Annotated in this window: 29 protein-coding genes and 1 pseudogene; 17 read left to right on the top strand and 13 right to left on the bottom strand. The window is 47.9% G+C overall.

Annotated features, from left to right (window positions below; all coding sequences use genetic code 11):
* Nucleotides 1-84: 84 nt before the first annotated feature.
* Both A3848_RS29015 and A3848_RS29020 read right to left on the bottom strand, forming a co-directional pair.
* On the bottom strand, nt 85-516 hold the full coding sequence (locus tag A3848_RS29015) for a threonine/serine exporter family protein (RefSeq protein ID WP_074088512.1): 432 nt from the start codon (nt 514-516) through the stop codon (nt 85-87).
* A gap of 28 nt (nt 517-544) precedes the next feature.
* On the bottom strand, nt 545-1,312 hold the full coding sequence (locus tag A3848_RS29020) for a threonine/serine exporter family protein (RefSeq protein ID WP_074088513.1): 768 nt from the start codon (nt 1,310-1,312) through the stop codon (nt 545-547).
* 196 nt (nt 1,313-1,508) lie between these two features.
* Between A3848_RS29020 and A3848_RS32550 the strand changes: the two genes are divergently transcribed.
* The 3 genes from A3848_RS32550 to A3848_RS33255 all read left to right on the top strand — a co-directional run bounded on the left by A3848_RS32550 (nt 1,509) and on the right by A3848_RS33255 (nt 2,541).
* The gene (locus A3848_RS32550; RefSeq protein ID WP_178382100.1) at nt 1,509-1,676 is read left to right on the top strand and encodes a hypothetical protein; all 168 of its coding nucleotides are present in this window, start codon (nt 1,509-1,511) and stop codon (nt 1,674-1,676) included.
* A 183-nt stretch (nt 1,677-1,859) separates the two neighbouring features.
* The gene (locus tag A3848_RS29025) at nt 1,860-2,429 is read left to right on the top strand and encodes a hypothetical protein (protein ID WP_074088514.1); all 570 of its coding nucleotides are present in this window, start codon (nt 1,860-1,862) and stop codon (nt 2,427-2,429) included.
* The gene (locus A3848_RS33255) at nt 2,413-2,541 is read left to right on the top strand and encodes a hypothetical protein (RefSeq protein WP_256702589.1); all 129 of its coding nucleotides are present in this window, start codon (nt 2,413-2,415) and stop codon (nt 2,539-2,541) included. Before A3848_RS29025 ends, A3848_RS33255 begins: the two co-directional genes overlap by 17 nt.
* Nucleotides 2,542-2,692: 151 nt before the next feature.
* Here the strand turns inward: A3848_RS33255 and A3848_RS29030 are convergent, their stop codons facing one another.
* Together A3848_RS29030 and A3848_RS29035 are read right to left on the bottom strand one after the other, a co-directional pair.
* A complete protein-coding gene (locus A3848_RS29030) occupies nt 2,693-3,286 on the bottom strand; it encodes a YitT family protein (protein ID WP_178382101.1) in 594 nt (197 codons plus the stop codon).
* A gap of 127 nt (nt 3,287-3,413) precedes the next feature.
* Nucleotides 3,414-3,932 carry a DUF3231 family protein gene (locus tag A3848_RS29035; protein ID WP_074088516.1) on the bottom strand — a complete coding sequence of 173 codons (519 nt, stop codon included), beginning with the start codon at nt 3,930-3,932 and terminating at the stop codon, nt 3,414-3,416.
* Nucleotides 3,933-4,061: 129 nt separating this feature from the next.
* On the opposite strand from A3848_RS29035, the gene A3848_RS29040 reads away from it, so the two are divergent.
* Nucleotides 4,062-4,274: a hypothetical protein gene (locus tag A3848_RS29040; protein WP_074088517.1), complete on the top strand. Its 213-nt coding sequence runs from the start codon at nt 4,062-4,064 to the stop codon at nt 4,272-4,274.
* Nucleotides 4,275-4,344: 70 nt separating this feature from the next.
* Here A3848_RS29040 and A3848_RS29045 read toward each other — a convergent pair whose 3' ends face one another.
* Entirely contained in the window at nt 4,345-5,217 is an 873-nt protein-coding gene (locus A3848_RS29045; RefSeq protein ID WP_074088518.1) for a helix-turn-helix transcriptional regulator, read from the bottom strand.
* A 160-nt stretch (nt 5,218-5,377) separates the two neighbouring features.
* Between A3848_RS29045 and A3848_RS29050 the strand changes: the two genes are divergently transcribed.
* From A3848_RS29050 to A3848_RS29060, 3 genes are all read left to right on the top strand, one after another.
* On the top strand, nt 5,378-7,345 hold the full coding sequence (locus A3848_RS29050; protein ID WP_074088519.1) for a glycoside hydrolase family 127 protein: 1,968 nt from the start codon (nt 5,378-5,380) through the stop codon (nt 7,343-7,345).
* Nucleotides 7,346-7,584: 239 nt separating this feature from the next.
* On the top strand, nt 7,585-9,069 hold the full coding sequence (locus tag A3848_RS29055) for an amidase family protein (RefSeq protein ID WP_074088520.1): 1,485 nt from the start codon (nt 7,585-7,587) through the stop codon (nt 9,067-9,069).
* Nucleotides 9,070-9,217: 148 nt separating this feature from the next.
* Nucleotides 9,218-10,201 (top strand): phosphotransferase enzyme family protein, encoded by a 984-nt coding sequence (locus tag A3848_RS29060; RefSeq protein WP_256702590.1) that lies wholly within the window; start codon nt 9,218-9,220, stop codon nt 10,199-10,201.
* A gap of 220 nt (nt 10,202-10,421) precedes the next feature.
* Here the strand turns inward: A3848_RS29060 and A3848_RS29065 are convergent, their stop codons facing one another.
* The gene (locus A3848_RS29065; RefSeq protein ID WP_074088522.1) at nt 10,422-12,857 is read right to left on the bottom strand and encodes a glycoside hydrolase family 94 protein; all 2,436 of its coding nucleotides are present in this window, start codon (nt 12,855-12,857) and stop codon (nt 10,422-10,424) included.
* Between the two features lie 120 nt (nt 12,858-12,977).
* Entirely contained in the window at nt 12,978-14,033 is a 1,056-nt protein-coding gene (locus A3848_RS29070; RefSeq protein WP_074088523.1) for a LacI family DNA-binding transcriptional regulator, read from the bottom strand.
* Nucleotides 14,034-14,313: 280 nt separating this feature from the next.
* On the opposite strand from A3848_RS29070, the gene A3848_RS29075 reads away from it, so the two are divergent.
* The 3 genes from A3848_RS29075 to A3848_RS32555 are packed head-to-tail and all read left to right on the top strand — an operon-like array spanning nt 14,314 to nt 15,617.
* Nucleotides 14,314-14,535 (top strand): DUF6199 family natural product biosynthesis protein, encoded by a 222-nt coding sequence (locus A3848_RS29075; protein ID WP_074088524.1) that lies wholly within the window; start codon nt 14,314-14,316, stop codon nt 14,533-14,535.
* Nucleotides 14,536-14,552: 17 nt separating this feature from the next.
* On the top strand, nt 14,553-15,398 hold the full coding sequence (locus A3848_RS29080) for a hypothetical protein (RefSeq protein WP_074088525.1): 846 nt from the start codon (nt 14,553-14,555) through the stop codon (nt 15,396-15,398).
* Between the two features lie 36 nt (nt 15,399-15,434).
* A complete protein-coding gene (locus A3848_RS32555; protein WP_178382102.1) occupies nt 15,435-15,617 on the top strand; it encodes a hypothetical protein in 183 nt (60 codons plus the stop codon).
* A 244-nt stretch (nt 15,618-15,861) separates the two neighbouring features.
* Here A3848_RS32555 and A3848_RS33260 read toward each other — a convergent pair whose 3' ends face one another.
* Nucleotides 15,862-15,984 (bottom strand): hypothetical protein, encoded by a 123-nt coding sequence (locus tag A3848_RS33260; RefSeq protein ID WP_256701823.1) that lies wholly within the window; start codon nt 15,982-15,984, stop codon nt 15,862-15,864.
* Nucleotides 15,985-16,000: 16 nt separating this feature from the next.
* On the bottom strand, nt 16,001-16,186 hold the full coding sequence (locus A3848_RS29090) for a hypothetical protein (RefSeq protein WP_074088527.1): 186 nt from the start codon (nt 16,184-16,186) through the stop codon (nt 16,001-16,003).
* Between the two features lie 208 nt (nt 16,187-16,394).
* Between A3848_RS29090 and A3848_RS32740 the strand changes: the two genes are divergently transcribed.
* Nucleotides 16,395-16,508 (top strand): YjcZ family sporulation protein, encoded by a 114-nt coding sequence (locus A3848_RS32740; RefSeq protein ID WP_208619445.1) that lies wholly within the window; start codon nt 16,395-16,397, stop codon nt 16,506-16,508.
* 72 nt (nt 16,509-16,580) lie between these two features.
* On the opposite strand, the gene A3848_RS29095 is transcribed toward A3848_RS32740, so the two are convergent.
* Nucleotides 16,581-17,012: a hypothetical protein gene (locus A3848_RS29095; RefSeq protein ID WP_074088528.1), complete on the bottom strand. Its 432-nt coding sequence runs from the start codon at nt 17,010-17,012 to the stop codon at nt 16,581-16,583.
* Nucleotides 17,013-17,235: 223 nt separating this feature from the next.
* On the opposite strand from A3848_RS29095, the gene A3848_RS29100 reads away from it, so the two are divergent.
* From A3848_RS29100 to A3848_RS29115, 4 genes are all read left to right on the top strand, one after another.
* The gene (locus tag A3848_RS29100) at nt 17,236-17,907 is read left to right on the top strand and encodes a stalk domain-containing protein (protein ID WP_074088529.1); all 672 of its coding nucleotides are present in this window, start codon (nt 17,236-17,238) and stop codon (nt 17,905-17,907) included.
* A 276-nt stretch (nt 17,908-18,183) separates the two neighbouring features.
* Nucleotides 18,184-18,381, top strand: coding sequence for a hypothetical protein (locus A3848_RS29105; protein ID WP_074088530.1), 198 nt, complete (start codon nt 18,184-18,186; stop codon nt 18,379-18,381).
* Nucleotides 18,374-19,636, top strand: a complete 1,263-nt coding sequence (locus A3848_RS29110) for a DNA polymerase IV (RefSeq protein WP_074088531.1) — start codon at nt 18,374-18,376, stop codon at nt 19,634-19,636. The genes A3848_RS29105 and A3848_RS29110 overlap by 8 nt, the downstream gene beginning before the upstream one ends.
* Complete coding sequence (locus tag A3848_RS29115; protein WP_074088532.1) at nt 19,633-20,106, top strand: YhjD family protein; 474 nt, start codon at nt 19,633-19,635, stop codon at nt 20,104-20,106. The genes A3848_RS29110 and A3848_RS29115 overlap by 4 nt, the downstream gene beginning before the upstream one ends.
* A gap of 14 nt (nt 20,107-20,120) precedes the next feature.
* Here A3848_RS29115 and A3848_RS29120 read toward each other — a convergent pair whose 3' ends face one another.
* Together A3848_RS29120 and A3848_RS29125 are read right to left on the bottom strand one after the other, a co-directional pair.
* Nucleotides 20,121-20,516 carry a hypothetical protein gene (locus A3848_RS29120; RefSeq protein WP_074088533.1) on the bottom strand — a complete coding sequence of 132 codons (396 nt, stop codon included), beginning with the start codon at nt 20,514-20,516 and terminating at the stop codon, nt 20,121-20,123.
* A 205-nt stretch (nt 20,517-20,721) separates the two neighbouring features.
* Nucleotides 20,722-21,351: a hypothetical protein gene (locus A3848_RS29125; protein ID WP_074088534.1), complete on the bottom strand. Its 630-nt coding sequence runs from the start codon at nt 21,349-21,351 to the stop codon at nt 20,722-20,724.
* 641 nt (nt 21,352-21,992) lie between these two features.
* Between A3848_RS29125 and A3848_RS29130 the strand changes: the two genes are divergently transcribed.
* Entirely contained in the window at nt 21,993-22,148 is a 156-nt protein-coding gene (locus A3848_RS29130; protein WP_256702591.1) for a hypothetical protein, read from the top strand.
* Between the two features lie 453 nt (nt 22,149-22,601).
* Nucleotides 22,602-22,688 (top strand): annotated as a pseudogene (locus A3848_RS33360) (YjcZ family sporulation protein); the annotation flags it as partial.
* Nucleotides 22,689-22,924: 236 nt separating this feature from the next.
* On the opposite strand, the gene A3848_RS32560 reads toward A3848_RS33360, so the two are convergent.
* Nucleotides 22,925-23,071 (bottom strand): hypothetical protein, encoded by a 147-nt coding sequence (locus A3848_RS32560; RefSeq protein WP_178382103.1) that lies wholly within the window; start codon nt 23,069-23,071, stop codon nt 22,925-22,927.
* Nucleotides 23,072-23,102: the final 31 nt, after the last annotated feature.

Genomic DNA, 23,102 nt, shown 5'->3' on the forward strand with positions numbered 1-23,102 from the left:
CTAGTCATCTTCATGACGTTGTGAGCAGCTTCTTTATGTTTCGGGCAGCGAACTATAGTAATGGGTTTGCCAAGTGCGGCGGGCTTAAGTGCTTCGGACATGCTTTCGCCGGAACATCTGTCCGAGCACTTCACTGAGCACAAGTCCGGTTGCGATGGCTCCAGAGAGGAGCAGAGCCTGAACAGCAAATTGGATGGCCAGATTGTTGTCGTTCTCGACGAACTTGCGCATGGCATCATAAGCCAGACCTCCCGGGACCAACGGGATAATGCCGCCGACGCTGAAGATAATGACCGGCATTTTGTAGATACGGGCAAAGACCTGGCTGATCACCCCGACCACTACCGTAGCCGCGAAGGTAGCGACCACAGTATCCCATCTTTCATCAAGCTGCAGATACAGCATCCAGCCCACCATCCCGGCAAAACCGCATTGTATCAATGCTCGGACCGGCGCATTAAACAGAATGCAGAAGGTGGCAGCAGCAATAAAGCTGGTTATCAGTTGCAAAATCATGAACGGTTAACCTCTTTCACATAGGGGATCAAAAAAGTGACAGCACAAGCCCGATGCCTGTTCCGATCGCAAACGCCGTCAGGAATGCATCGGCTCCCTTGGAGAGGCCGGAGACTAAGTGTCCAGCCATCAGATCACGGACTGCATTCGTAATGAGTAGTCCCGGCACCAGCGGCATGACCGAACCGATAATAATCTTGTCCATTTCCTGACCTATACCGAGCCTCACGGAGAGGAATGCGAGTAGTCCAATCAGGAAGGAAGCAGTGAATTCCGCGAAAAAACGGATCTGTACCAGCCGGTGAAGGTATGTTGCTGCGGCAAATCCCAGTCCGGACACCAGGATGGCCGGCAGCGCATCCCACAAACTGCCTTTGAACATCACGGTGAAGCAGGCCCCGGTCAAGGCGGCGGCTACAATCTGCAGCCACGCCGGATAAGCATGAGCTGCATCGTCCACTACACCCAGCCGCTCACGGGCTTCATTGGCGGTAAGCTGGCGTTCACTCAGGCGCCGCGAGATGTCGTTGACCTCGGATACCTTTTGCAGATCTGTGGTCCGCTCCGCGATACGAAACAGCTTCACCGGTTCCGTCCGGCTGGTGGTGAACATAATGACGGTTGGCGTCACATAGCTGTGTGCTCCCGGAAAACCGAGCGATGCTGCCATTCGGCTCATGGTGTCCTCCACGCGGTAGGTTTCCGCACCGCTTTGCAGCATGATTTTGCCCGCAAGCAGGCACAGGTCGATAATATCATGCGCAGAAGTATTGCTGTTGTTGCTTGTGCTATCCAACTTCGTTCGATCCTCCCCTGGAGTGTTATATATTCGATTGTCGCTGCAATTTCTCAAAAGATCAACCTATATTCATAATGTTCACTTAAATAATAAAAATTTATTAAAATATTGAAATAGATATTCACTTTTTATTTCCATTTTTCGATATAAAAAATGGAGAAATATCACAGAATCTGATAACACTTCCCACTTGATGGGCCGAAAGGAGAATACAATGTCAGGCTCTTTTCCGGAGGATTCACTGCTTGATTTGTTTATATTTGAGACCCTGCAATCGCTGCAGCAGCACGAAACCCTTCAACCTGAGAATATTAACCTTATCTTCCGGATTATGCATACAATCAAAGGCTCGCTGCTGTGATGGGTTATACGAATATTTCTTCTTTGGTCCATATTATGGAAGATTTGTTCTTATCTGCGTGTCCACCCCGATGCTCCATATAATGCATCTGAGCTGTCGGACCTCATTCTGCAAGGTATTGATTTTACCAAGCTGGAGACGATCAAGATCAAGAATGGAGATCACGCAGACGGAGACTGTGCGTTGCTGGCTGAAGAACTGAAAGCCTATTTACAGTTTCTGAAAACCGGGTCTGCCGGTAGATTAGAGGTGAGGACACCGGAGGAAATAGCACTGAGAACGGACATTGTACACTCTGAAGCTGATCTGTCCAAAGGGGCATCCGCGCGTTTCAAAGCGTTTCTGCGTTTTGAAGAGAACTGTCAGCTGGAGAATATCCGCGCATTCACGGTAATTCATCAACTAGGTGAGACCATGGACTGCAGTTTTACCTACTTGCCTGAAGATATTATAGAGAACCCTGACAGCGCAGAGGTGATCCGCCGGGATGGTTTTGTAATTGTGCTGGAGACACAGGAATGCGGGGAAGCGGTTGCGGCATTTTTGCGAAATGCTCCTTATGTAAGTGAAATGGCTATGGAACAGCTCGAAACGGAGAATACAGCTGCTGTTCTTCCGGCTCTGCATGGAGCTCCTGAGACAGCGCCTCAGACGATTGAATTATCGGCTCCTGAGCAGAAGCTTCCGTTTGTGCCGGCCCGGGAGAAGAAGCCCAAAGAGGGTGGTCCGCCCGAAGGTGGGAGATCCGTTTGAAGCGAGGGATGAACTTCTGCGTGTGCGGCCGGATGTGATGATCTGCGATGTGCAGATAGAAGCAGCTGCACTCGCTGCGATTCCCCGGCTGTTGTTGTCCATGCTGCAATAGCGCTTTTCCTCGCTGCAGCCGCCGATTTTGCCGGCCCAATGCCGCTGCGCCGTGTGGGATCTTCCGCATCGACCAGCGGCTGGTTGCTGTACAGCGGGCGCAGGGTCTTGCTTTTATTATAATGGGAACGTATGATCGTGTATATGTGTATTTAGTTCTGCTTTCCGTCTTCAAGGGTACATAGACCGGTTGCCACTCCGCCGGAGAGGATGGTCAGGATGGAATGAAAAAAAGTTTCCTTGGAGATCAGCAGGCCGCCTGCACCAATAATCAGCATATCCGTCAGAAAAATGATGACCCCCACATTAAGCGGAATGTAGCGCTTCATGAACTTGGCCAGCAGATCGGTACCGCCTGTGCTCGCATTGAAGCGAAGCATGAGCCCAAGACCGCTGCCCATCAGGAACCCGCCGATGATCGCGCTGGAGATCGAACCAAGCTCCACATAATACAGAAAGTAGTATTGAAGCGGTCCCAGAAGCTCAATCAGAAAGGAGGAAACCATAAGCCCCATCACACTGCTGTAAAAGATATCCCGCTCTTTGATCCAGGCAAGCAAAAAGACCGGGAGACTGCAAAAGACGATGGCAAGTCCGATTTTTGCTCCGGAAATATAATTAATAATGAGGGCGATGCCGATAATTCCCCCATCAAGTATTTTGTAGGGAACCAGAAAGAAGTTCGTGCCTGCGGCAATCAGCAAGCTGGACAGCAGGATGATGGCATACTTTGGTAAAAATCGCATATTCAACATCTCCAGATTTTAAGGCATGTCTTCAGGGAGAACATGTCTTAATGAATATGCGCATCCATGGAAAAAAATAGCTGAAAAGCAAAAAATCCTGCTTGCGCAGGATAAACAGTCTGAAATCTTAGGCGTGAACGGGTTCCCGCTTCTTGAGTTCGAGCGGGGGAGGGACCAGCCAGCCTTTCTCCTTGTTGAGCTTCAGCAGAGCCAAGCCGAGTGCAGCCATTTGTGCATGAATCTTCATGAACATCATACCGATATCTTCGCGGATGGACATGCCCATGATTTGGCTGCATACGACGAGACTCAGTGAGACACCGCTTGAAAGGGCTGCGGCAATTTCCTGATCGGAGAACCGGGCTCCAGCCGGAATATCCTCCATCTTGACAGAGGGGCGGTCCGGCAGAGATGGCGGAGGTGTAAACCCATTGTTCTTCAGCAGCTTGTCACAGTCTTTGATTTCATGCTGGGCCTGATCCATGAGGTCATCAATGATTTTTTTGAGATCCTTGTCCCCGGCATGGTAATGATAAGCCTGATAAGTGGATATGGCCATTTTGGCTGCAGCCGAGAACGTCCAGAGATTGAAAATTTCGCCGTAGTGCAAAGGTTCGTCTTTAGGATTGCCGTTAAGAACTCCCATGATTACATACCCCTCTACAATAAGATTATGAACGTAATTTAGCATGTCCGGCGGAAGAAGTTTTATTCGGGTGACGAAGCCTTATGACAAGCATACTTGAAATTTACACGCAAGGCAGGAGTGATACGAATGAGCTTTATCTATAAAGTGCTGGTGAGTGATATGGAGCTGCTGGCTGCCGCGCTGTCGGAGATCAATGTAACTGTAGCCGTAAAAAGCGGAGCAGGGATTGTGGAGCCCGGGGGGCCCATTAGAGCCTATACACCCCACTCCGTCCGAATCCGGGGATTGTCCTATAACCGGGACCTGCATGAATTCCGGGTTAGCGGGGAGGGACGCTAGTCCTGCTTCCTAATCTTTGGCGCATTCTTCGCCTCTTCTAGCTGAGCCGGAATATTCCAGGACGCGGAGTTTAGCGGGAATAACGTTTGCGGAAGCGCAGCGGTGAAATGCCAACTTTGTGGGCGAAACGCCGCGAGAAATAGGCCGTACTCTCAAACCCGGTGCGTTCGGCAATGCCGGCGATGGGAATCTCCGTCTTGAGCAGCAGCAGTTTGGCCTGCTCCAGCCGGTAATCTGTTAAATATTCCATGGGAGTCAGCCCGTAGACCCGCTTCATGCAGCGGGTCAGGTAGTTATAGTGGAAATGCAGCGCATCCGCCAGGCTGATATTGGTCAGCGGCTCTGAATAGTGATTACGCAGATAGGTTTCGGTCAGCTCGGCAATCTCTGCGGCAGGACTTCCTCCCGTATCCTGCTGCGCGAGATCCAGCATCCGCAGCATATCCTCGAAGATGCGCTGCTGCTGCCATACCGCGCTGGAACGTCTTCCACGGTTCAGCTGAAGCAGCAGCTCGGCCTGGCCGCTCCGCTCCAAGGGATCAGGCAGCGGACCGAACTGCGGCACACGGATGGTATAGGGGTGGGTGAGGAACTGCTGGAAGTGATGTTCCCGGCTGGCATATACCGGTTCACCTTCGGCCTCAATCCATTCACCTACGGTGTGAAAATGCAGCCATACAAAGGAAGTTGTCTCTTCACAGGGCTTGACCGAATAATGGTAGCGGTCGGGCAGCAGGAGAAGAGTATACCCAGCCGGCACCGCCCACTGTTTATCTTCTTCCCCAATGAACAGACAGCCCTGTTCAACGAGCAGCAGATCGAATTTTCCCATGCGGCTGCGGCTGGGATGCTGATCCCCCGGCTGATACAAGGTACGGTCGCCTTCCAGGAAATACGGAAAGGGCGGTGCCGCCAGATGAATATAGGATGGATTATGTGCCATTTTCTGCTCCTTAATAATCGGTTATTTGTTGGACACACTGCAAATATCCTAGTGTGAAATAGTACAAAAACAGGGTTGCTTCTGATCCTGTTTTTTATTTATTTTACCGTCTATAATTGCAATTAGCGAGAAGAAAATAAACATGGAGGAGTAGTGGAACATGAACAAAATATCGGAGATTCATCAAGCAGCGGGCCAACCGTCCGTAACCATTCAGGATGAATTCTGGGGTCGTTATATCCGTCTGGTGCAGGATGTGGTCATTCCATATCAATATGAAGCGCTTCATGACCGTGTACCGGATGCGGAGCCGAGCCATGCGATTGCCAACTTCGAAATTGCCGCGGGGAGAAAAAAAGGGCAGTTTCACGGCTGGGTGTTCCAGGACAGCGATGTCGCCAAGTGGCTGGAGGCGGTAGGCTACTCGCTCCGTCTGAAGCGTGACCCGGAACTGGAATCCCGGGCTGACGTGGTCATTGACCTGATCGCCGAAGCGCAGCAGCCGGATGGCTATCTGAACACTTATTTTACTGTTAAGGAACCCGGCAAACGCTGGACGAACCTGCAGGATTGTCATGAGCTGTACTGTGCAGGCCATTTTATTGAAGCTGCGGTTGCTTATTATGAAGCGACGGGCAAGGACAAGCTGCTGAATATCATGCGCCGGATGGTCGATCATATCGATTCCATATTTGGACCGGAGGAAGGCAAGCTGAAGGGCTATGACGGACATCAGGAAATCGAGCTTGCCCTGGTGAAGCTATACCGGTTGACAGGTGAGGAGAAATATCTGAAGCTAAGCAGCTTTTTTATTGATCAGAGAGGCCAGGAGCCGAATTTCCTGCGGCAGGAATGGGAAGCCCGTGACCGGGTCACGCATTGGAGCGGAACACCGACAGACAGCATGGATCCAGCCTATAATCAGGCCCATCTCCCGGTGAGGGAGCAGAGTAAGGCGGTGGGGCACGCCGTCCGGGCGGTCTATATGTATACGGCGATGGCAGATCTGGCGGCGATCACCGGAGATGAAGCCTTGCGCGATGCCTGTGTGAGATTATGGGACAATATGACGGGCAAGCAGATGTATATTACCGGAGGTATTGGTTCCACACATCAGGGTGAGGCCTTCACCTTCGACTACGACCTGCCCAATGACACGATTTATGCAGAGACCTGCGCTTCAATCGGGCTGATCTTTTTTGCCCGGCGGATGCTCGAAGCGGACCCGGATGCGCGCTATGCGGATGTGATGGAGCGGGCGCTCTATAATAACGTTCTTGGCTCTATGGCGCAGGACGGCAAACACTATTTCTATGTGAATCCGCTTGAGGTATGGCCTAAGGCCTGTACCTGCAATCCGGATAAACATCATGTGAAATCCGAGCGTCAGGGCTGGTTCGGCTGCGCCTGCTGCCCTCCGAATGTGGCCCGTCTGCTGACCTCGCTGAATCAGTATATCTATACGGTTCATGGCGACACGCTGTATACCAACCTGTACATTGGCAGTGAATTGAAGACAACACTGGGCGGAACAGAAGTAAGGGTCAGTCAGCAGAGCAGCTACCCGTGGGAAGGAACAGTCACGCTGGAGGTGAATCCGGCTCAGCCGGGAGAGTTCGGCATCGCTCTGCGCATTCCTTCCTGGAGCAACGGCGCGGAGATCCGGGTGGGCGGCGAAAAGCTTAATATGGATGAGGACCTAACGAAGGGGTACTGCGTGATCCGCAGAGTCTGGAACGCCGGGGATATCGTCGAGCTGAAGCTGCCTATGGAAGCGCACCGGGTCTACGCCCATCCTGAGCTGCGTGCAGATGCCGGGAAGACAGCCATCCAGCGGGGCCCGCTGGTCTATTGCCTGGAGGAGGCCGATAACGGCGCGCCGCTGAGCTCGATTGCGATAGATGGAGCAATTTCGTTCACTGAGCACTTTGAAGATTCGCTGTTGGGTGGTGCAGTAGTGGTAAAAGGCAAAGGCAGCCGGATAGAGCAGGCAGGCTGGAGCGGAGGCTTATACAGCAAAGCGAAGGCACCTGTGGCAGCCGCAGAGATCACAGCCATTCCCTATTACCTGTGGGGCAACCGCGGCAGCGGCGAGATGAAGGTGTGGATCCCGGAAAGCAAGGCGTAGACTGCTAGGGCATGTTCTGAACTGTGTGCATCAGACAATTTCCAAATAACCTCAACCACCCGGCGTACCGCTGAGCAGCGGACGAACGGGTGGTTTTTGTACTTGTATTTGTTAGGTCCAGAAGCTTATGATAACGATACTTTATTATTTAATTAAAACTTTCCCTATACCCTTGGCAAGGCAGCATGTTACCATTACGGTTGTACGAAAATATACCAGTAGTGGGGGTATTTAGATATATGCGCATCAACTTACAAGCTTGGATACTGGAAGCCGATATGGTGAGCATGCAAAGTGCAATGTCTTCGGGTGAGTGTACATCCGAAGCCCTCGTACTTGCATATATAGAACGCATACATAGTTATAATTCTTTGATCAATGCCGTATTAGAGATCAATCCGGATGCGCTTGAAATAGCCAGGAATCTTGACCTTGAGCGAAATTCAACAGGTAGTAGAGGGCCGCTGCACGGAATTCCACTCCTGCTTAAGGATAACATCGATACGCATGACCGGATGCATACGAGCGCTGGTTCAATCGCATTAGCTGAGTCGTTTGCTCCCGAAGATTCGTTCATTGCCGCAAAGCTCCGCGCTGCCGGCGCAGTTCTTCTAGGTAAGGCCAATATGACTGAGTGGTCGAATTTTATGTCTAACCGTATGCCGGCTGGATACAGTTCCAGAGGCGGGTATGTATTGAATCCGTATGGACCCGGCAAGCTCTTCGTCAGCGGGTCAAGTTCAGGATCGGCTGCAGCGGTAGCAGCAAACCTGGCGGCAGCAGCGATCGGAACAGAAACCGCGGGTTCGATTATTGGGCCGGCCAGCCAACATTTTCTCGTCGGAATAAAGCCTACGGTAGGGCTTGCGAGCCGCAGCGGTATTATCCCGATCTCCATAAGTCAGGATACACCAGGACCCATTTCCAGGACAGTCACTGATGCAGCGACTTTACTCGGGACAATCGCCGGGGTTGACGAAAACGATAAGGCAACATGGAATAGTCCGCATCGTACTTTTCATGATTACACAGCTTATCTCGACCGGGACTTTCTGCGTAAAGCCCGTATTGGGATTCCCAGACATTACTATCGGTCATTGGATGAAGAAAGACTTTCTATCATGGAAGCCACCATTGAAGTTCTGCGTGAGCAAGGTGCTACAGTTATCGATCCTGTGGACCTCCATTTGGAGGAGCATTCATGGAACAATGAGGTAATCTGCTACGAATTCAAAACAGGACTGAATCGCTATTTATCGAAATTGAACCCGGATATCCCCGTGCATTCTCTTCAAGAACTGATTGAATATAATCAGAAACACGCTGCGTCCGCATTGAAATTTGGCCAAGATAATCTCATTCGCTCGGAACAAAATGCGTTAATCGAGACAACCTATCAGCTTAAGCGTCAAGAATATAATCATCTGGCTGTAGCGCAAGGGATTGACAATGCACTCGATCAACACGGTTTAGACGCATTAATGTTACCCGGTGACATTGATGGTATGTATATAGCTGCCCGGTTAGGGTATCCACTTATTACCGTGCCCGCCGGTTATTCAGCAAAAGGAACAATAGATGCGGATGGAGATTCAACGCAGGGGCCATTTGGTGTTGTCTTTTCCGGGAGGGCTTTCAGTGAGCCCACGCTAATCAGCATCGCCTATAGTTTTGAGCAGGCAACACTTTTTCGTCGTCCACCAGAGTTGGGCGGATTGGTATGAAGGCAGCTTGGAAACGAAATGAAACAGATACTTCAGGTTATGTTGATGCGGACGTGATTCTTGATGATTTAGGAGAATTATCCCGATATGTACTAAACTCTAATGGTGTACCCAGTGTTGAAGAAAGGTGATGAGCGGGTTATTTATGATGGCATCTGAAAATGAAATAGAGCAGGCAATCTCGCAGTCGAAGCTATCAGCTTTGAAGGTGCTGCAACATTACAACTTGGACTGGGAGCACATACGTTTTATCCAATTCTCCGATACATGTACATTTCAAATTGATACAAGTAAGGAAGGATCCTTTTTACTCCGTATTCATTCGGGAATGAGTGAAGAAGAAATAATATCTGAGATCGATTGGCTTGAGTATTTGAATAAGAAGATTGATATTGCCATCCCCCAAGGAATATTAGACCGCAACGGTTTCAAAACTCTAAGAATCGATCTGGAGGATGGTTACTATAGTTACGCTTCGTTGATGCGTTGGGTAGAGGGAACGAACGCGAGTGGAGGACTTGCTGATGAGCAAATCTTTAAAGAGGGGATTCTCTTAGCACAACTCCATAAAACATCACAGGAATTTGAGTTGACACCTAATTTCGTGCGGCCCAATTGGGGAGAGCAGAGCTTTAGGCGAGCTATGAACCGTTTGAATAAATATTATGATCGGTTCCTGACAGATGTAGAGTTCCAATTGTATCAATTGGCCGCTGAGAGGATACTCTCTTGGATTACCCGGCATCAAAGAGATAGCAGAAATTATGGATTAATTCATGGGGACCTGCACCAAGGCAATATTGTTTTTCATAATGGTGAACCCCGTCCAATCGATTTTGGAAGATGTGGATTTGGTTATTATCTTTATGATATAGCTCATACAATTCTAGGGCTGCATCCATTGCAAAGGGAATTAGTAATTAACGGTTACGAGACCATTATGAGATTAGAAGCTGACTGGCTCCCAGCGTTGGAGAGTTTTACTGTGATGGTCATGATCGAAAATTATTGTCACCATGCCCCTGACCCGAGGGAAACAGAGGGGCTTAAGGAAGAACAGCCTTATGCCCAAGCCATAATAAGAAATTACCTAAAAGGTAAACCATTTCTCTTTAAAACTTTAGAATTGTAATATGATATCATCGAACAGTTCATTCGGTTAACGGGGACATTGGCTCAAATAAAACAGCGGCAGTCTAGGACTATATTCGTCCTGGCTTGCCGCTGTTTTCATTGTTGGGCTAGCGCCATGAAGTATGATTCGCACAAAAACGGGCCCCTCCTTTTACAAGGAAAAGACCCGCAGTGAAACTCTTAAATGGATAGGCTGTACCCGCGGAGCAGGAAGCGGATTAGCCCAGTTCTACAACCACGTGATGCACGGCACCATCCCCGACAGGAGCGATAATGTTGCCTTCAACAGCAGCGCCGTCGAGGGTGAGGCTGGCTACGCCTTTGGAGACATGGTTCGGGTTCTTGATCTGAATTACATAAGTATCTCCACGGAAGACGCGGGTGATTTCGAAGCCGCCCCACTCAGCAGGGATACAAGGATCTACTTTCAGACCGGCGAAATCAGCCTGGATACCGAGAATGGACTGTGTGATCGCTACATAGTTCCATGCAGCGGTACCTGTCAGCCAGGAGTTCTTAGCTTCCCCGTGGCGTACGGCATCTTTACCAGCGATCATCTGCGAGTACACGTAAGGTTCCATACGGTGAACTTCGCTGATATCTTCCAGGTAAGCCGGAGCGATTTTCTTATAGATATCGAACGCTCTGTCGCCATGGCCCAGCACGGTTTCAGCAATCATAATCCAAGGGTTGTTGTGGCAGAAGATACCGGCATTTTCCTTGTAGCCCGGAGGGTACGTAGAAATTTCACCCAGGTTCAGATAGTACTTGGAGTACGGAGGCTGCTGCAATACGATACCGTAATCCGTATCCAGACGTTCCTGAACGGAAGTCAGCGCTTTGGCAGCTTGACCGTTCTCAACACCGATACCCGCCATTACGCACATACCCTGCGGTTCGATGAAGATTTGGCCTTCTTCGTTCTCCTTGCTGCCGATCTTGTCGCCGTAGTGGTCATATGCACGCAGGAACCAGTCGCCGTCGAAGCCGTGTGACAGAGTGATGGCACTCATATTCTCGATCTTCGCAACCGCGTCTGCAGCTACATCGTCCAGTCCGCGCATGCGGCAGATTTCAGCATAGTCCGGTCCGACGAAGACGAACAGACCTGCGATGAACACGGATTCCGCTACGCCGCCTGCGATATTCTCAGTCGTCTGGAACGATTCGCCCGGCTCGGTGGAGAAGCAGTTCAGGTTCAGACAGTCATTCCAGTCCGCGCGTCCGATCAGCGGCAGGCCGTGAGGTCCGAGGTTGTTCGTTACATGCTCGAAGGACAGCTTCAAGTGTTCGAACAGGGTAGCTGTGTGATCCGGATTGCTGTCAAAAGGAACCTGCTCATCAAGGATCGAGTAGTCGCCGGTTTCCTTAATATAGGCAGCCGTTCCCGAGATCAGCCATAGCGGATCATCGTTGAAGCCGGAGCCGACTTCATTGTTGCCCTTTTTGGTGAGCGGCTGGTACTGGTGGTACGCGCTGCCGTCAGGGAACTGGGTAGCAGCGATATCAAGAATACGTTCTCTGGCGCGCTCTGGAATCTGGTGAACAAAGCCGAGCAAGTCCTGATTGGAGTCGCGGAAGCCCATACCACGGCCAATCCCCGATTCGAAATAGGAAGCGGAACGGGACATGTTGAAGGTAACCATACACTGGTACGGGTTCCAGATATTAACCATGCGGTTAAGCTTGTCATCACTGCTCTGAATCTGATATTTGGACAGCAGGTTATCCCAGTGTGCAGCCAGAACAGCCAGGGCGGCATCCACTTGAGCATCCGTAGCGAATTGCTCGATTACAGCCTGTGCAGGCTTCTTGTTGATGACATTCAGGGATTCCCATTTCTCATCTTCAGGGTTCTCGATGTAGCCGAGTACGAAGATGAAGCTTTGTTCTTCACCTGGTTCCAGCGTGATGTTCAGAGCATGGGAGCCGATGGGCGACCAGCCGCTGGCAACGGAGTTGGTGGCTTCACCGGCAGCGACTGCCTGCGGAGCGTCCAGACCATTGTACATACCCACGAAGGATTCGCGGTCTGTATCGAAGCCGGCAATTTCTTTATTTACAGAGTAGAAAGCGTAGTGATTTCTGCGCTCACGGTATTCGGTTTTGTGATAGATAACGGAATCTTTCACTTCAACTTCGCCGGTGCTGAGGTTACGCTGGAAGTTGGTCATATCATCATTGGCATTCCAGAGACAGAATTCGGCAAAAGAGAACAGCTTCACGGATTTCTTCGCAGAGCCAGTGTTCTTAACGACCAGACGATGGACTTCAGCATTATGGCCCATTGGTACAAAAGCGAGCTGGTTCACAGAAATACCATTGCGTTCGCCTGTAATGGAAGTGTAGCCCAGCCCGTGGCGGCATTCGTAGAAATCAAGGTCGCGTTTTACCGGCATCCAGCCCGGGGTCCAGAAATCACCGTCGTCATACAGGTAGTAGTAGCGTCCGCCTGTGTCCAGCGGAATATTGTTATACCGGTAACGGGTAAGTCTTCTCATCCGCGCATCGCGGTAGAAGGTGTAACCACCGGCAGTATTAGAGATGAGGCCGAAAAATTGCTCGTTGCCGAGGTAATTGATCCATGGGTAAGGCGTTTTGGGAGTGTTGATTACATACTCTTTGCGAGTGTCGTCAAAGGTTCCGAATTTCATTAGAGAAAACTCTCCTTTCAATTGTGAACGCGCGTTTACAAGGTTGAGAAAAAATTCCCTCGGGGGAAAGGGAGTTTCTCGAAATATAAGCCGTTTCTGCTTGGGTAATCAATGATTGCCTTACTTCTTTGGCGGCTGGCAGGAATCTCTTTCGACCAGCCGCGCCGGGAAGCTGATGGTGCTGAAGGTCGGCTGACGGGAATCGCACAGCTCGATTACTTTCTCAACCGCAGCCTTGGACATTTCGTAAATCGGCAGACGGACGGAGGTCAGCTTGGGATGAATGCGTGAGGCCATCTGCACATCATCGAAGCCGGCGATGGAGATGTCCTCAGGTACGGAAATCCCATGTTCAGAGAACGCTTCCATCGCAGAGATAGCCATATCGTCGTTGGAGGAGAAGAAGGCGGTCGGCAGAGCTTCACCGGAAGCAAGCAGCTTCTTGACCTCTTCATAGGCGGTTTCTTTGAGAAAATCACCCTTCAGGACGAATCTCTCATTCAGCACCAGTCCGTGCTTCTTCAGCGTATCCTCGTAGGCCATGTAGCGTTCCCGCCCGGAATAGGTGTTCATGCGGCCGCAGATCATGCCGATTTCTTCATGGCCCAGGCTGATCAGGTACTCAATGGCTTCAACCGTACCCTCGTAGTCCTTGGAATTCACGATAGCCAGATGGTTGCGGTCGAGATGCTCTGACATAATCTCTGAAATGTCGTAATCGATCAGCACAAGCGGAAATTCAAGACTGACCATCTCACGCACGATATCAATATCCTTCTGGGTGCCGACGATAATGCCGCCGTCAATCCGTTTCTGCAGGAAAGCCTGCTTCACCTTCAGGAAATCGTCCGGAGAATATACGGTGTGTATCAGCACATAACAGCCGCGGGCATTCGAAGTGTCGACAACGGCATCAACGAAAGGCGCAAAGTAATTGTTCTGATAGATCCGGGTCGTGTTCTCTTTCTCGTTCATGCTGATAGCGAAAAGTCCGATCGTGTCGGTCTTCTTGCCGGCCAGAGCCCGGGCGAAGCTGTTCGGCTCATACTGATGCTGCTCAATGACCTTCAGCACCTTGGCCCGGGTCTCCTCAGGGACGTTGGAATAGTTGTTGATCACGCGGGAAACCGTGCTTCGGGATACCCCGGCGAGCTTTGCTATATCTTCGCTGCGCATAGTGCCCCCCTTTTTTACGTAAACGCGCGTTTATGAACCCATTGTAAGATAAAATCCTGCAGAAATCAATCACCTGAATCAAGAAATTAATGAGAGGCAGAGAGGACCCTGGTCGCGGACGGGAATGAAACGCCGATTCCCCATTTACATATTGTTCCATTTGGGCTATAGTGAGATTACACCGGATGGAAGCTTGGACCCTGCCTGAAGAGGCGGGGGTATTTATGCGGAGTATGGCCTTTTCTTAGTGGCTGATGGGATGAATAGGAGGAGTGGTTCAATGCCAAACGCTATTTCATGGGTATTCACAGCATTTCTTGCAGTCTGGACGGCGGCGGCAGCCTATGCTGCAATCCGGCCTTACTCCTTTTGGCGGATTACCCAGGGCTGGAAAGCAGTGAAGGAGCCGCCTAGAGCCTACTTTGTAGTTTCTGCTATGGGTGCAGCCATTTTTGCAGCTGTTGGACTCGGGCTGTTGTTGTTACCGTATATTCTAAAATAAAAAAAGAGGTAGTTCCTGTGAGAAGAATGATGACTGTAGCTTGTGTAATTGCTGGGATCAGCGGATGGTTTGCTGTGAATTCCCAGGCAAATGCTTATCATGACAAAATTACTGCGATTAAAATGAGAAATCCTTTCAGCGCATGGCAAGGCGTAGGTGCAGATGAAAAAAGGATTTATATCACTTCGGACCGGGATAGAGACTTTGCTCTTTCCAATACAATTTCAGTGTATGGAGTGGCTGGGAAATACATAACGGAAAAGAAAAATGCTTATACAGGCAAAGACGGCAAGAAACGCTTCATGTCCTTTGGAGATTGTTTGGTTTCAAATAAATTTCTGTACGCTACTGTTTATAACTTCAACGCCTCTCCGCCGGAAGAGGAGCGGATTAGTCGAATTGTGAAGTATAGACTTTCAGATCTGAAGCAAATTGAGCAATATAATATCGGTCAGGGTACAGCAGAATCCATAGCCAAGTATAAAGGATCATTTTGGGTGGTCTATCATGATAGAAATGAAATAAAAAGATTTGACAGGGATTTTCACCAACAGGCGGTATACCCTTTGTCAGGGCAATTTGGTGGTGAGGGCGGTTACCAGGGAATCTTTTTTATAAAAGATAATCTCTATGCCAATCTCCATGGATCGAATGAATATGGCAAGGAATATGCTCAGGGCATGGATCATTACAGGTTCGACGGTCATGAATTCAAATTTGTGAACAGAATTAAACCGCCAACCTATGGTGCGGGTCAAGGTGTGGAGAGAGTGGGAGATTCAATCTTCTGGGCAGATCGGCCAGGTAATCAGATTATCCTTACACAAGGAATCGATTTACTTCGGACAGAGAATGACAGCTGAGCAGCAGGTTAGAATTTCTCGGGGTTTTCAATTTTTATGGAAGCGACTTCGCCACATTGTTTGCAAAAGGTGAAAATCACCGGAGAGCCAAATGAAAAAGGTTTGCCGATCGGTCTAACGTTGGCATTACTGCTTTTCATTACTCCTTTCGTGAAATGGCTGCCTCCACATGTCGGGCAAATCCTGTTTTCCTGCTGCAAAATCATCATCTCCGTTTAATAAATATCTTCATCATTACGTTAAAAGGAAGCCGGGGGTTCATACACTCTCTTAATAATTATGCGTTATAGTAGAAGTAACACCTGTTGTATGTACTTGGCCTTGCCGGTTAGCGGCAGGGTCTTTTTTTTAATATTACGCCAAATTCGGCAATGCGGATCGTATGCGTGATGTGTACACGAGGTGGATTTTATGACCTGGATGAATTATGGTGTACTCTCCATCAGGAGACGGTTCGTGGAGCTTAAGGGGCAAACGAGACATGCTGAATAATATAGCGGATGACAAAAAAGGCGATAATCAAAGAAGAAGCCAGACCGAGTAAAAGGGAGACGATGGCCTGATCGGAACGTTTGGATTTGCTCATGAATTTCACCTCAGGGTTAAAGCTGTACGAAACGTTTTATGGTCCAGTAGGGGAGCTTAAGCCGTCCCTCATTCGTTATAATCTCCAAAACGTCGGCAGCCGGATTGATTTCACATTTTCCAGTATACGTTTCTCCGCTAACCAGATGGACACGTTGACATATGCTGGCAACAAGTGCAAGCTGGATGTCCTTTTTCTTCATATCTTTCACTTCCCTTACCGCTATCTCTAAAATACTATGTATTTATTATTAAACCTCCTTGGCAATCCTTAACAGTCATTAAAGTTACATCTTTGTTATTATTTAATTTCTACCAACCGCTGAAGCACATCTTTTACCGGTATGCCCAAGCGCAGGGGTGAAATCCGCATATCCTAAGCCGTACTCTATTTTAAGGAGGAATTACATTATGGGTGAAAATGTTGGCGGATACGGCGGCGGATATGGTGCATTTACTTCTACCGGTGCAATCCTGGTTCTGTTTATTTTGCTGGTAATCATCTCGAAGACTATTCTGCTGTAAGCGTCGATGCTGCATCGACAGACCAAATCCGTCAGCCATAGGCTGGCGGATTTCTTCTTTTCAAGAAATTACCTAATCTGAATAGGCGCATCCATTGAAACTTTCGGGACCTACACGGTTAACGTTTATCGAGCTGTTCACAAATAAGGAATAGATGATCTCATCTGCTGGAGCGGGATTGTAATCAGAGCATATTAAGTAAAGCGGAAATAAATTAGTCGGTGTTGTTGCCCCGGGATTTAATTGAAGTCTATTTGAAGCGACTAGGGGATCAGTAGCTATACTCCCTCTAACTGCAAACAGGGTTAACGTGATAAATCCTCCTGAAAACACAAAAAAAGATGCAACACCGTTAAGTTGTACTCTGATTGGACCTTCCGCTCCTGCGGTGGTTAGTCCAATCTGTCCGATTAGCACATTCTGGTTGGCTGTTAGTCCCACACCATTCATGCTGCCGGCAATACTTACATTTTGCGAAGTCCTTGCATCAAGTAACCGTGTCATAAAACATACCTCCCGTAATATTTGAGATATGCTATGCGGCTCGCGAAAGAGGTTCGTCCGCAGTATGGTAATTATCTTTATGGACTGTAATCGTACCATATATTGGGTTCTGATACAGCTACGAAAAGGAGAGACCCGGAAAATATTGCATACCAGGGGATGATTCATTATACTTCCAATATAGGAAATCGAAATTTGAAATATCGGAGAGGAGTTTGACCAAGTGAAAAAGAAAATAACAGCCGCGCTAACTGTTTTTGCTGTACTTGGAGGGATGGGGACAGGTGTATATGCCGGTGCCAACCTGCAAGAGATCAAGGCTTTCCTCAATCCCGGAATCAAATTCAAGGTCGATGGCCAGCCCGTCCAGCTTAAGAATAGCAGCGGTGCAGTCGTAGCTCCGATTACTTATAACAATACAACGTACTTACCTGTTAGAGCCGTATCGGATCTGTTAGGCGTTACCGTTAATTTTAATGCCGCAGCCAACACCATCTTGTTAGGAGAACAAACAGAGGGAGTATCCATTGCTGCCGGATTTGATTCGTCCTATCACACCAAAGATCCGGACAAAACGGTGTATAAAGACAAGGATTATAAAGATGTCCATTTCGATAACGGCAATGGAACCCGTGGCTCTTCCTTCATGCTCTACCCCAATAAAAAATATCAGAAGCTGTATCTCCAGGTTGCGGCGATCGGCGACGATATTAAAGACTTTTCCATTATAGACAGTGATACCGACACGGTGCTTAAGAAACAGAACATTACCGCTGAGGAGGGACTCATAACGATAGAAGTGAATATTTCGGGAGTAAGTAAACTTTTTGTAACCGGGGATGTTCAAGAGGGCTCCTCCGTCTTTATCCCCCTGACTACTTCATACTACAAATAAATTAGGCAGTCATGATAATAAATTAAATATTAAGTAACCCCTGTACCCTGCCAGAATTGGCGGGGTATTTGGTATGGGGAAACTTATGCAGTTGTTGTAATGAACGGCGCGCGCTCCCTGCTTTGTGAAGGGCGTAAGAGTTCTGCCGGCCTAATATGCCATCCTAAGTTAGGTGATTGCTGGGAATTAGGAACGTTTGTTCTATTTTACCATTGCTTAAAAATCTCGATCGTGGTTATAATACAAACAAATGTTCCTGTTCTGGAGGCGGATCTTATGCAGATTCGAAACGGTCAAATGATTGAAATTGTATATATGGATAAGTCGGGGAACATATCTCAGCGGAAGATTGAGGTTTTGGGAATCAGGGACGGGCGGATCCGGGCCCATTGTCTTGCCGCCGGGGCACCTCGAGTGTTCATTGTTGCTAATATTCTCGCTTGGCAGCGGGTAGAGGAGAAGCGCTATGCCTAAGAATCGCGTTATTTTACTGTCCGACTGCCAATCCTTTTATGCAAGCGTCGAAAAAGCAGCTCATCCCGAACATCGGGATAAACCTGTCGCAATCGGAGACCCTACCCGTATGAACGGGATTGTGCTGGCAGCCTGCCCCATTGCCAAAGCTCAGGGAGTAACAACGGCATCGCGAGTGGGGGAGGCTATGACAAAATGCCCTGGGCTAATCGTCATACGTCCCCGCATGGGAACTTACATTAAGGTCTCGCTTTTGATATCAGAAATCTATCGGACCTATACGGATCTGGTGGAACCCTACAGCATCGATGAGCAGTTTCTGGATATCACAGGCTCACTCGCTTATTTTGGGGGATCACTGAAATATATGATTCAAAAAATCCAGCACCATGTTCTGCTGTCGACAGGGGTCTGGACCCGGGTAGGCATTGGATCTACTAAAGTTATGGCAAAGATGGCTACAGATAATTATGCCAAAAAGACGAAAGAGGGAATATACGAACTTACCTTCGACCAATTAGAGTCCACCCTGTGGAGACTGCCGGTCCAGGATATGTTTATGGTGGCGTCTAGAATGACCAGGAATTTCTGGCGTATGGGTATATCCACAATCGGAGATATTGCCCGGATGGAGCTGCCGGAGTTTAAACAACGAATGCGTATAACTATGGGCAAGCAAAGTGATATCCAGGCGGAATATTACTGGCAAACTGCGCGTGGGCTAGATCCTAGCCCTGTGGTCACGGGGATCCGTCATCAGATCAAATCCGTGGGGCATGGCAAGGCGCTGCGCTGGAATTTATACACCCGGCTTATAGATATCGAGGTTGTGCTGCTTGAGCTCGTCATCGAGGTGTGCCAGCGGGCACGGCGGTATCGTTACATGGGGGCTGTGGTATCTGTTTCCGTTTTGGAGACGGACGGAGAGCGTTCACACGCCTACGAGCGCCAGATGACCTTGCCCGAGCCTTCATCGTTGACGCATGAAGTAGCCGCAGCGGCGCTGAAATTGTTCGTGGACCATTGGTCCGGACTGCCTGTAGGGCGCTTAGCCATCACGTTGTCCCACCTTTCGGATGACCGTGTGGTCCAGCTTACGCTGTTCGATGACCGGGTCCGCTCTTACAATAAGGAACGGGCCATCGACGGAATTAAAGCCCGGTACGGAAACCAGGCCCTTATTAGAGCATCATCTTTACTTGAATCCGGAGTTGCCCTGGAGAGAGCTGAACAGATTGGAGGGCATTATAAATGAGTAAACTTGAAGGCAACGAACGCTGGAAAACCAAGATGATTATGACGGAGCATGTGGAACAGTACGAGGAGCAGCAGCGGGATCCCGGAGATAAAATGATAACGATCGGAGAGCGGACGATGGTACGTGACCTCATTTTGCTCCCTTACATAGATACAATGGTTGGCAAAAGCCTGAAGGAGATCGAGAACTCCGGCAATATCCTCAAACGCGCCTATTTAATGGCCGGTCAAACCATCCAGCGCCGTATCATGCGGGATACCTATCAGTTGCAAAAAGAGCTGAAGCAGCGGAATATCCGGGTACTGGCAGATGAACAGGAGGAATTCCTGGTGTATTACAAAATCTTTTGCCGGGGATATCAGGAACGCTTTGGCCTGACCCGTGATGTGATGCGTACAGAGATAAGCTTAAGGCTGACCAAGTATACAGCCGAGCTTGGGGCGGTATTAAAAGATTATTTAAAATAAACTCTTCAAAAGGTTCATGAATCAAAATTTGGAGCATTTTCAGTTTCCTGAGAAACCTGCGTGCCAAATTCCTGGAAGTCTTTAATACTCGCATAATAAGAAAATACTTTTCCTGAGACGGAAATTGATAATTGATATAATTCGGTTTCAGATTGCTGTTCCCATTTCCATTCAAATGATTCATCATAATGAGAAAAATAGCCTTCATATGAAGGCATAGGGAAATTAGTAAGCATTTCAATAAATTTATTTAAGGTAGCGTTTGTCCACCCTATATCACTAGCAATGACACTTCCGTGTTCAAAATTTGTTATTTTAAAGCTACAGCCCTGATCGGGTCTATTGTCACGACAAATAAATTCCATATTTAAAAATTTATTGGTGTCATAATGGTCCTGTAATTTAGCCATATAAATACCTCCAGTAATAGTGCAAGGACTTAGCCATTAAATAAACAAAATATATAAGATCATTGCTGATTTCTTGAATCATATCTCTTGACTTTCACTACAATTTGCAAAGCTTGAGATGCTGATATTCTGGATGTTGGCTGCCTACCTATGTATACAGTAAATTAACGAATAGTAGACGCATCAACTAAGGATTCCCGATAGTTCAATCATGTATGATTTCACTGAAGAGATTTTCAATCAGTCTAAAGTTCTCCTGTAGAGTTTTACTGCCGTCTACTTCTAATACATTTAGCTGTAATTCAAAGGCACTTTTTTGGACGAATTCTGAAAATAATGCATCGCGAGACATCCATTTGTTAAAAGCTAAAGCGGGGTTTTCAGTGTTTTGCAATATGCCTTGTATCCATTCCCTTTTGGAATATTGTTCTCTTTGAAATTGCTCTGTCGGAATAATCCAGATAGCTTTATGATGTTCATTTAAATGTGCTGATACGAGCGAAGGTAATAATTGATTGCCTTCAACAACAACAGGTTTATCTTTTCTCTTTGCGAGGTCCTTTATGACAAACGAAAAGTCCTCAATAAAAACCTGTATATACACACTTAGCTGTTCTTGGACTTCCCTTGTATAGAAAGCTTCATTAGGGCTCATCGTAGAAACTTTATGCATCGCCGGGTACTCACTAGTTGAAACATCCTGCAAATGTCTATCAAAATATTCATCACATGAATATAGCTCCAATTCGTACTTTTCTGCATACATTTTTGCTAGTGTGCTTTTACCAGCACAAGAGGAACCACCTATCCAATAAATAACTTGATTATTAAGCATTGTTTCCCACCTCAAATGTTTTAACTATTGCTCAGCTTAGCAACTTCGCCAACTTATTCGTTAGATGATACGAATTCTCCTCTATATTTTAGAACATAGACACGACGCTAAACTGCCGGTTAGAGCTTAATGAATCTTTTTCATCGAGAGTTATAGCGCTTGTTACCGACCAACAAGAGCAACATTAGGAGGGCATTTAATAAAACCATAGAGAAAGTCGGTCTAAGAAAATGAAATTTCATGGTATGCGCCATACGCATGCAACACCCAGTATGCAGAAAGAAACAGCTGAACAGCTTGGCAGAGCCTTATATGGAAATTAGCTCTTTCACAGGTTCTAACACCTCAAATTCCATATTTACAACCTGACTTCCAAACGTATTTTCACAATATTACCAATAGGCTATATTAAAGTAAAACGAAGGGATGTACATGGACATACCGAGGTTAAGATTGACGATGCGGTGTACGCGGTTATTGATATGTTTTTCGCGACGACAAGCCTGAAGAGACAATTGCGGGGGCAACGATCCAAGAGGCAACAGCGAGAATGATTGCCGCCTCAGCCGAAGAAGGTCACTTACGTTTTATAGAGGTGTTTGAAAACGGAGAGAAGATTGGGGAGTTTGGGTATCGGGGAGATGAATAAAACATACAAAGTCATGGAGAGCGATACCGACTTTCTGGCTGCTGCCCTGGCACAGTCTAAGGTATCTGTATGGTTCCAGCCTGAAGATGATCCAGAAGGAACATATCATGGATTATGGCGGGATAGTAGAGGGATATTCCCCGAATAGTATCAAGATAGCCGGTGGACGGTTTATCCGGGAACGATTTGAATTCAGAGCATACATAAAATAACCCGCCGGGCTTGTGCCTGACGGGTTATTCCTGTTTATACAAGAGATCTCGGGAGATCCCCTAGTTTCTGTAACTGATATTTTTTAGCCGAATAACCTAGACAGCAGAATAATCTCTGCCAATCGAATGATGCGACGTCTTCTACGCCCTCTAATGATGGAACTTAGAATAAGAAAATCTGTGCCAACCGATAAGAGAGTTCCGGTATAAATACTGCCAGTGGTTGTCACCTGTATGGTTTTTCCCTGTAGTAATTTGGCTTGTTTGCGAAAGTTCATGGTTTATTCCCCCTTTCTTTTACTGATATGGAACATGTAATAGGTTATTCCTGATCAGTAAATCTTGAAAGGTATAGACGTGGAGAAAGTAAACCGTATCTCACCGTTTGAGGTTGGGGTGGAGGATTTACTTCTACCACTGCAATTCTGGTTCTGTTCATATTGCTGGTAATCATCTCTAAATCATTCTTGATTTAATCTTCAAAACTAATAACCGAACCTATGTTCATTCCACCAGCATCCAACGTTGGCGGATTTACTAAATAGAGAAAATGGTAATGAAGCTAGGTTCACTCGTAGTTGCTCTAATCGGGTAGCAGTGTCAGTTGCTCCGTCGAATGCCCTAACCCTAACTAGTCGGCGGGCTTTTTCTGGTTATAAGATAAACTCTGAAAATACTGGACTCCGTAGCATGCCGCATTTAGTCCAATTCCTCATCCTTCCTTGGCGCGAAGCCGGGACTCCAGATGTACAAACTCCTTATCCTCCCCAGTCACCAACTGGCCGGCCACGCCTCGGAACGCCTGCTTATGCAGCGCGGATGCCCCAAGCTCGATAATTCCCGCAGGGCGTAGCCACAATACCTTCCATACCCCGCGTTGGTAGTGATGA

The sequence above is a fragment of the Paenibacillus sp. P32E genome (assembly GCF_001909085.1).
GTDB lineage: Bacteria > Bacillota > Bacilli > Paenibacillales > Paenibacillaceae > Paenibacillus_AQ > Paenibacillus_AQ helianthi.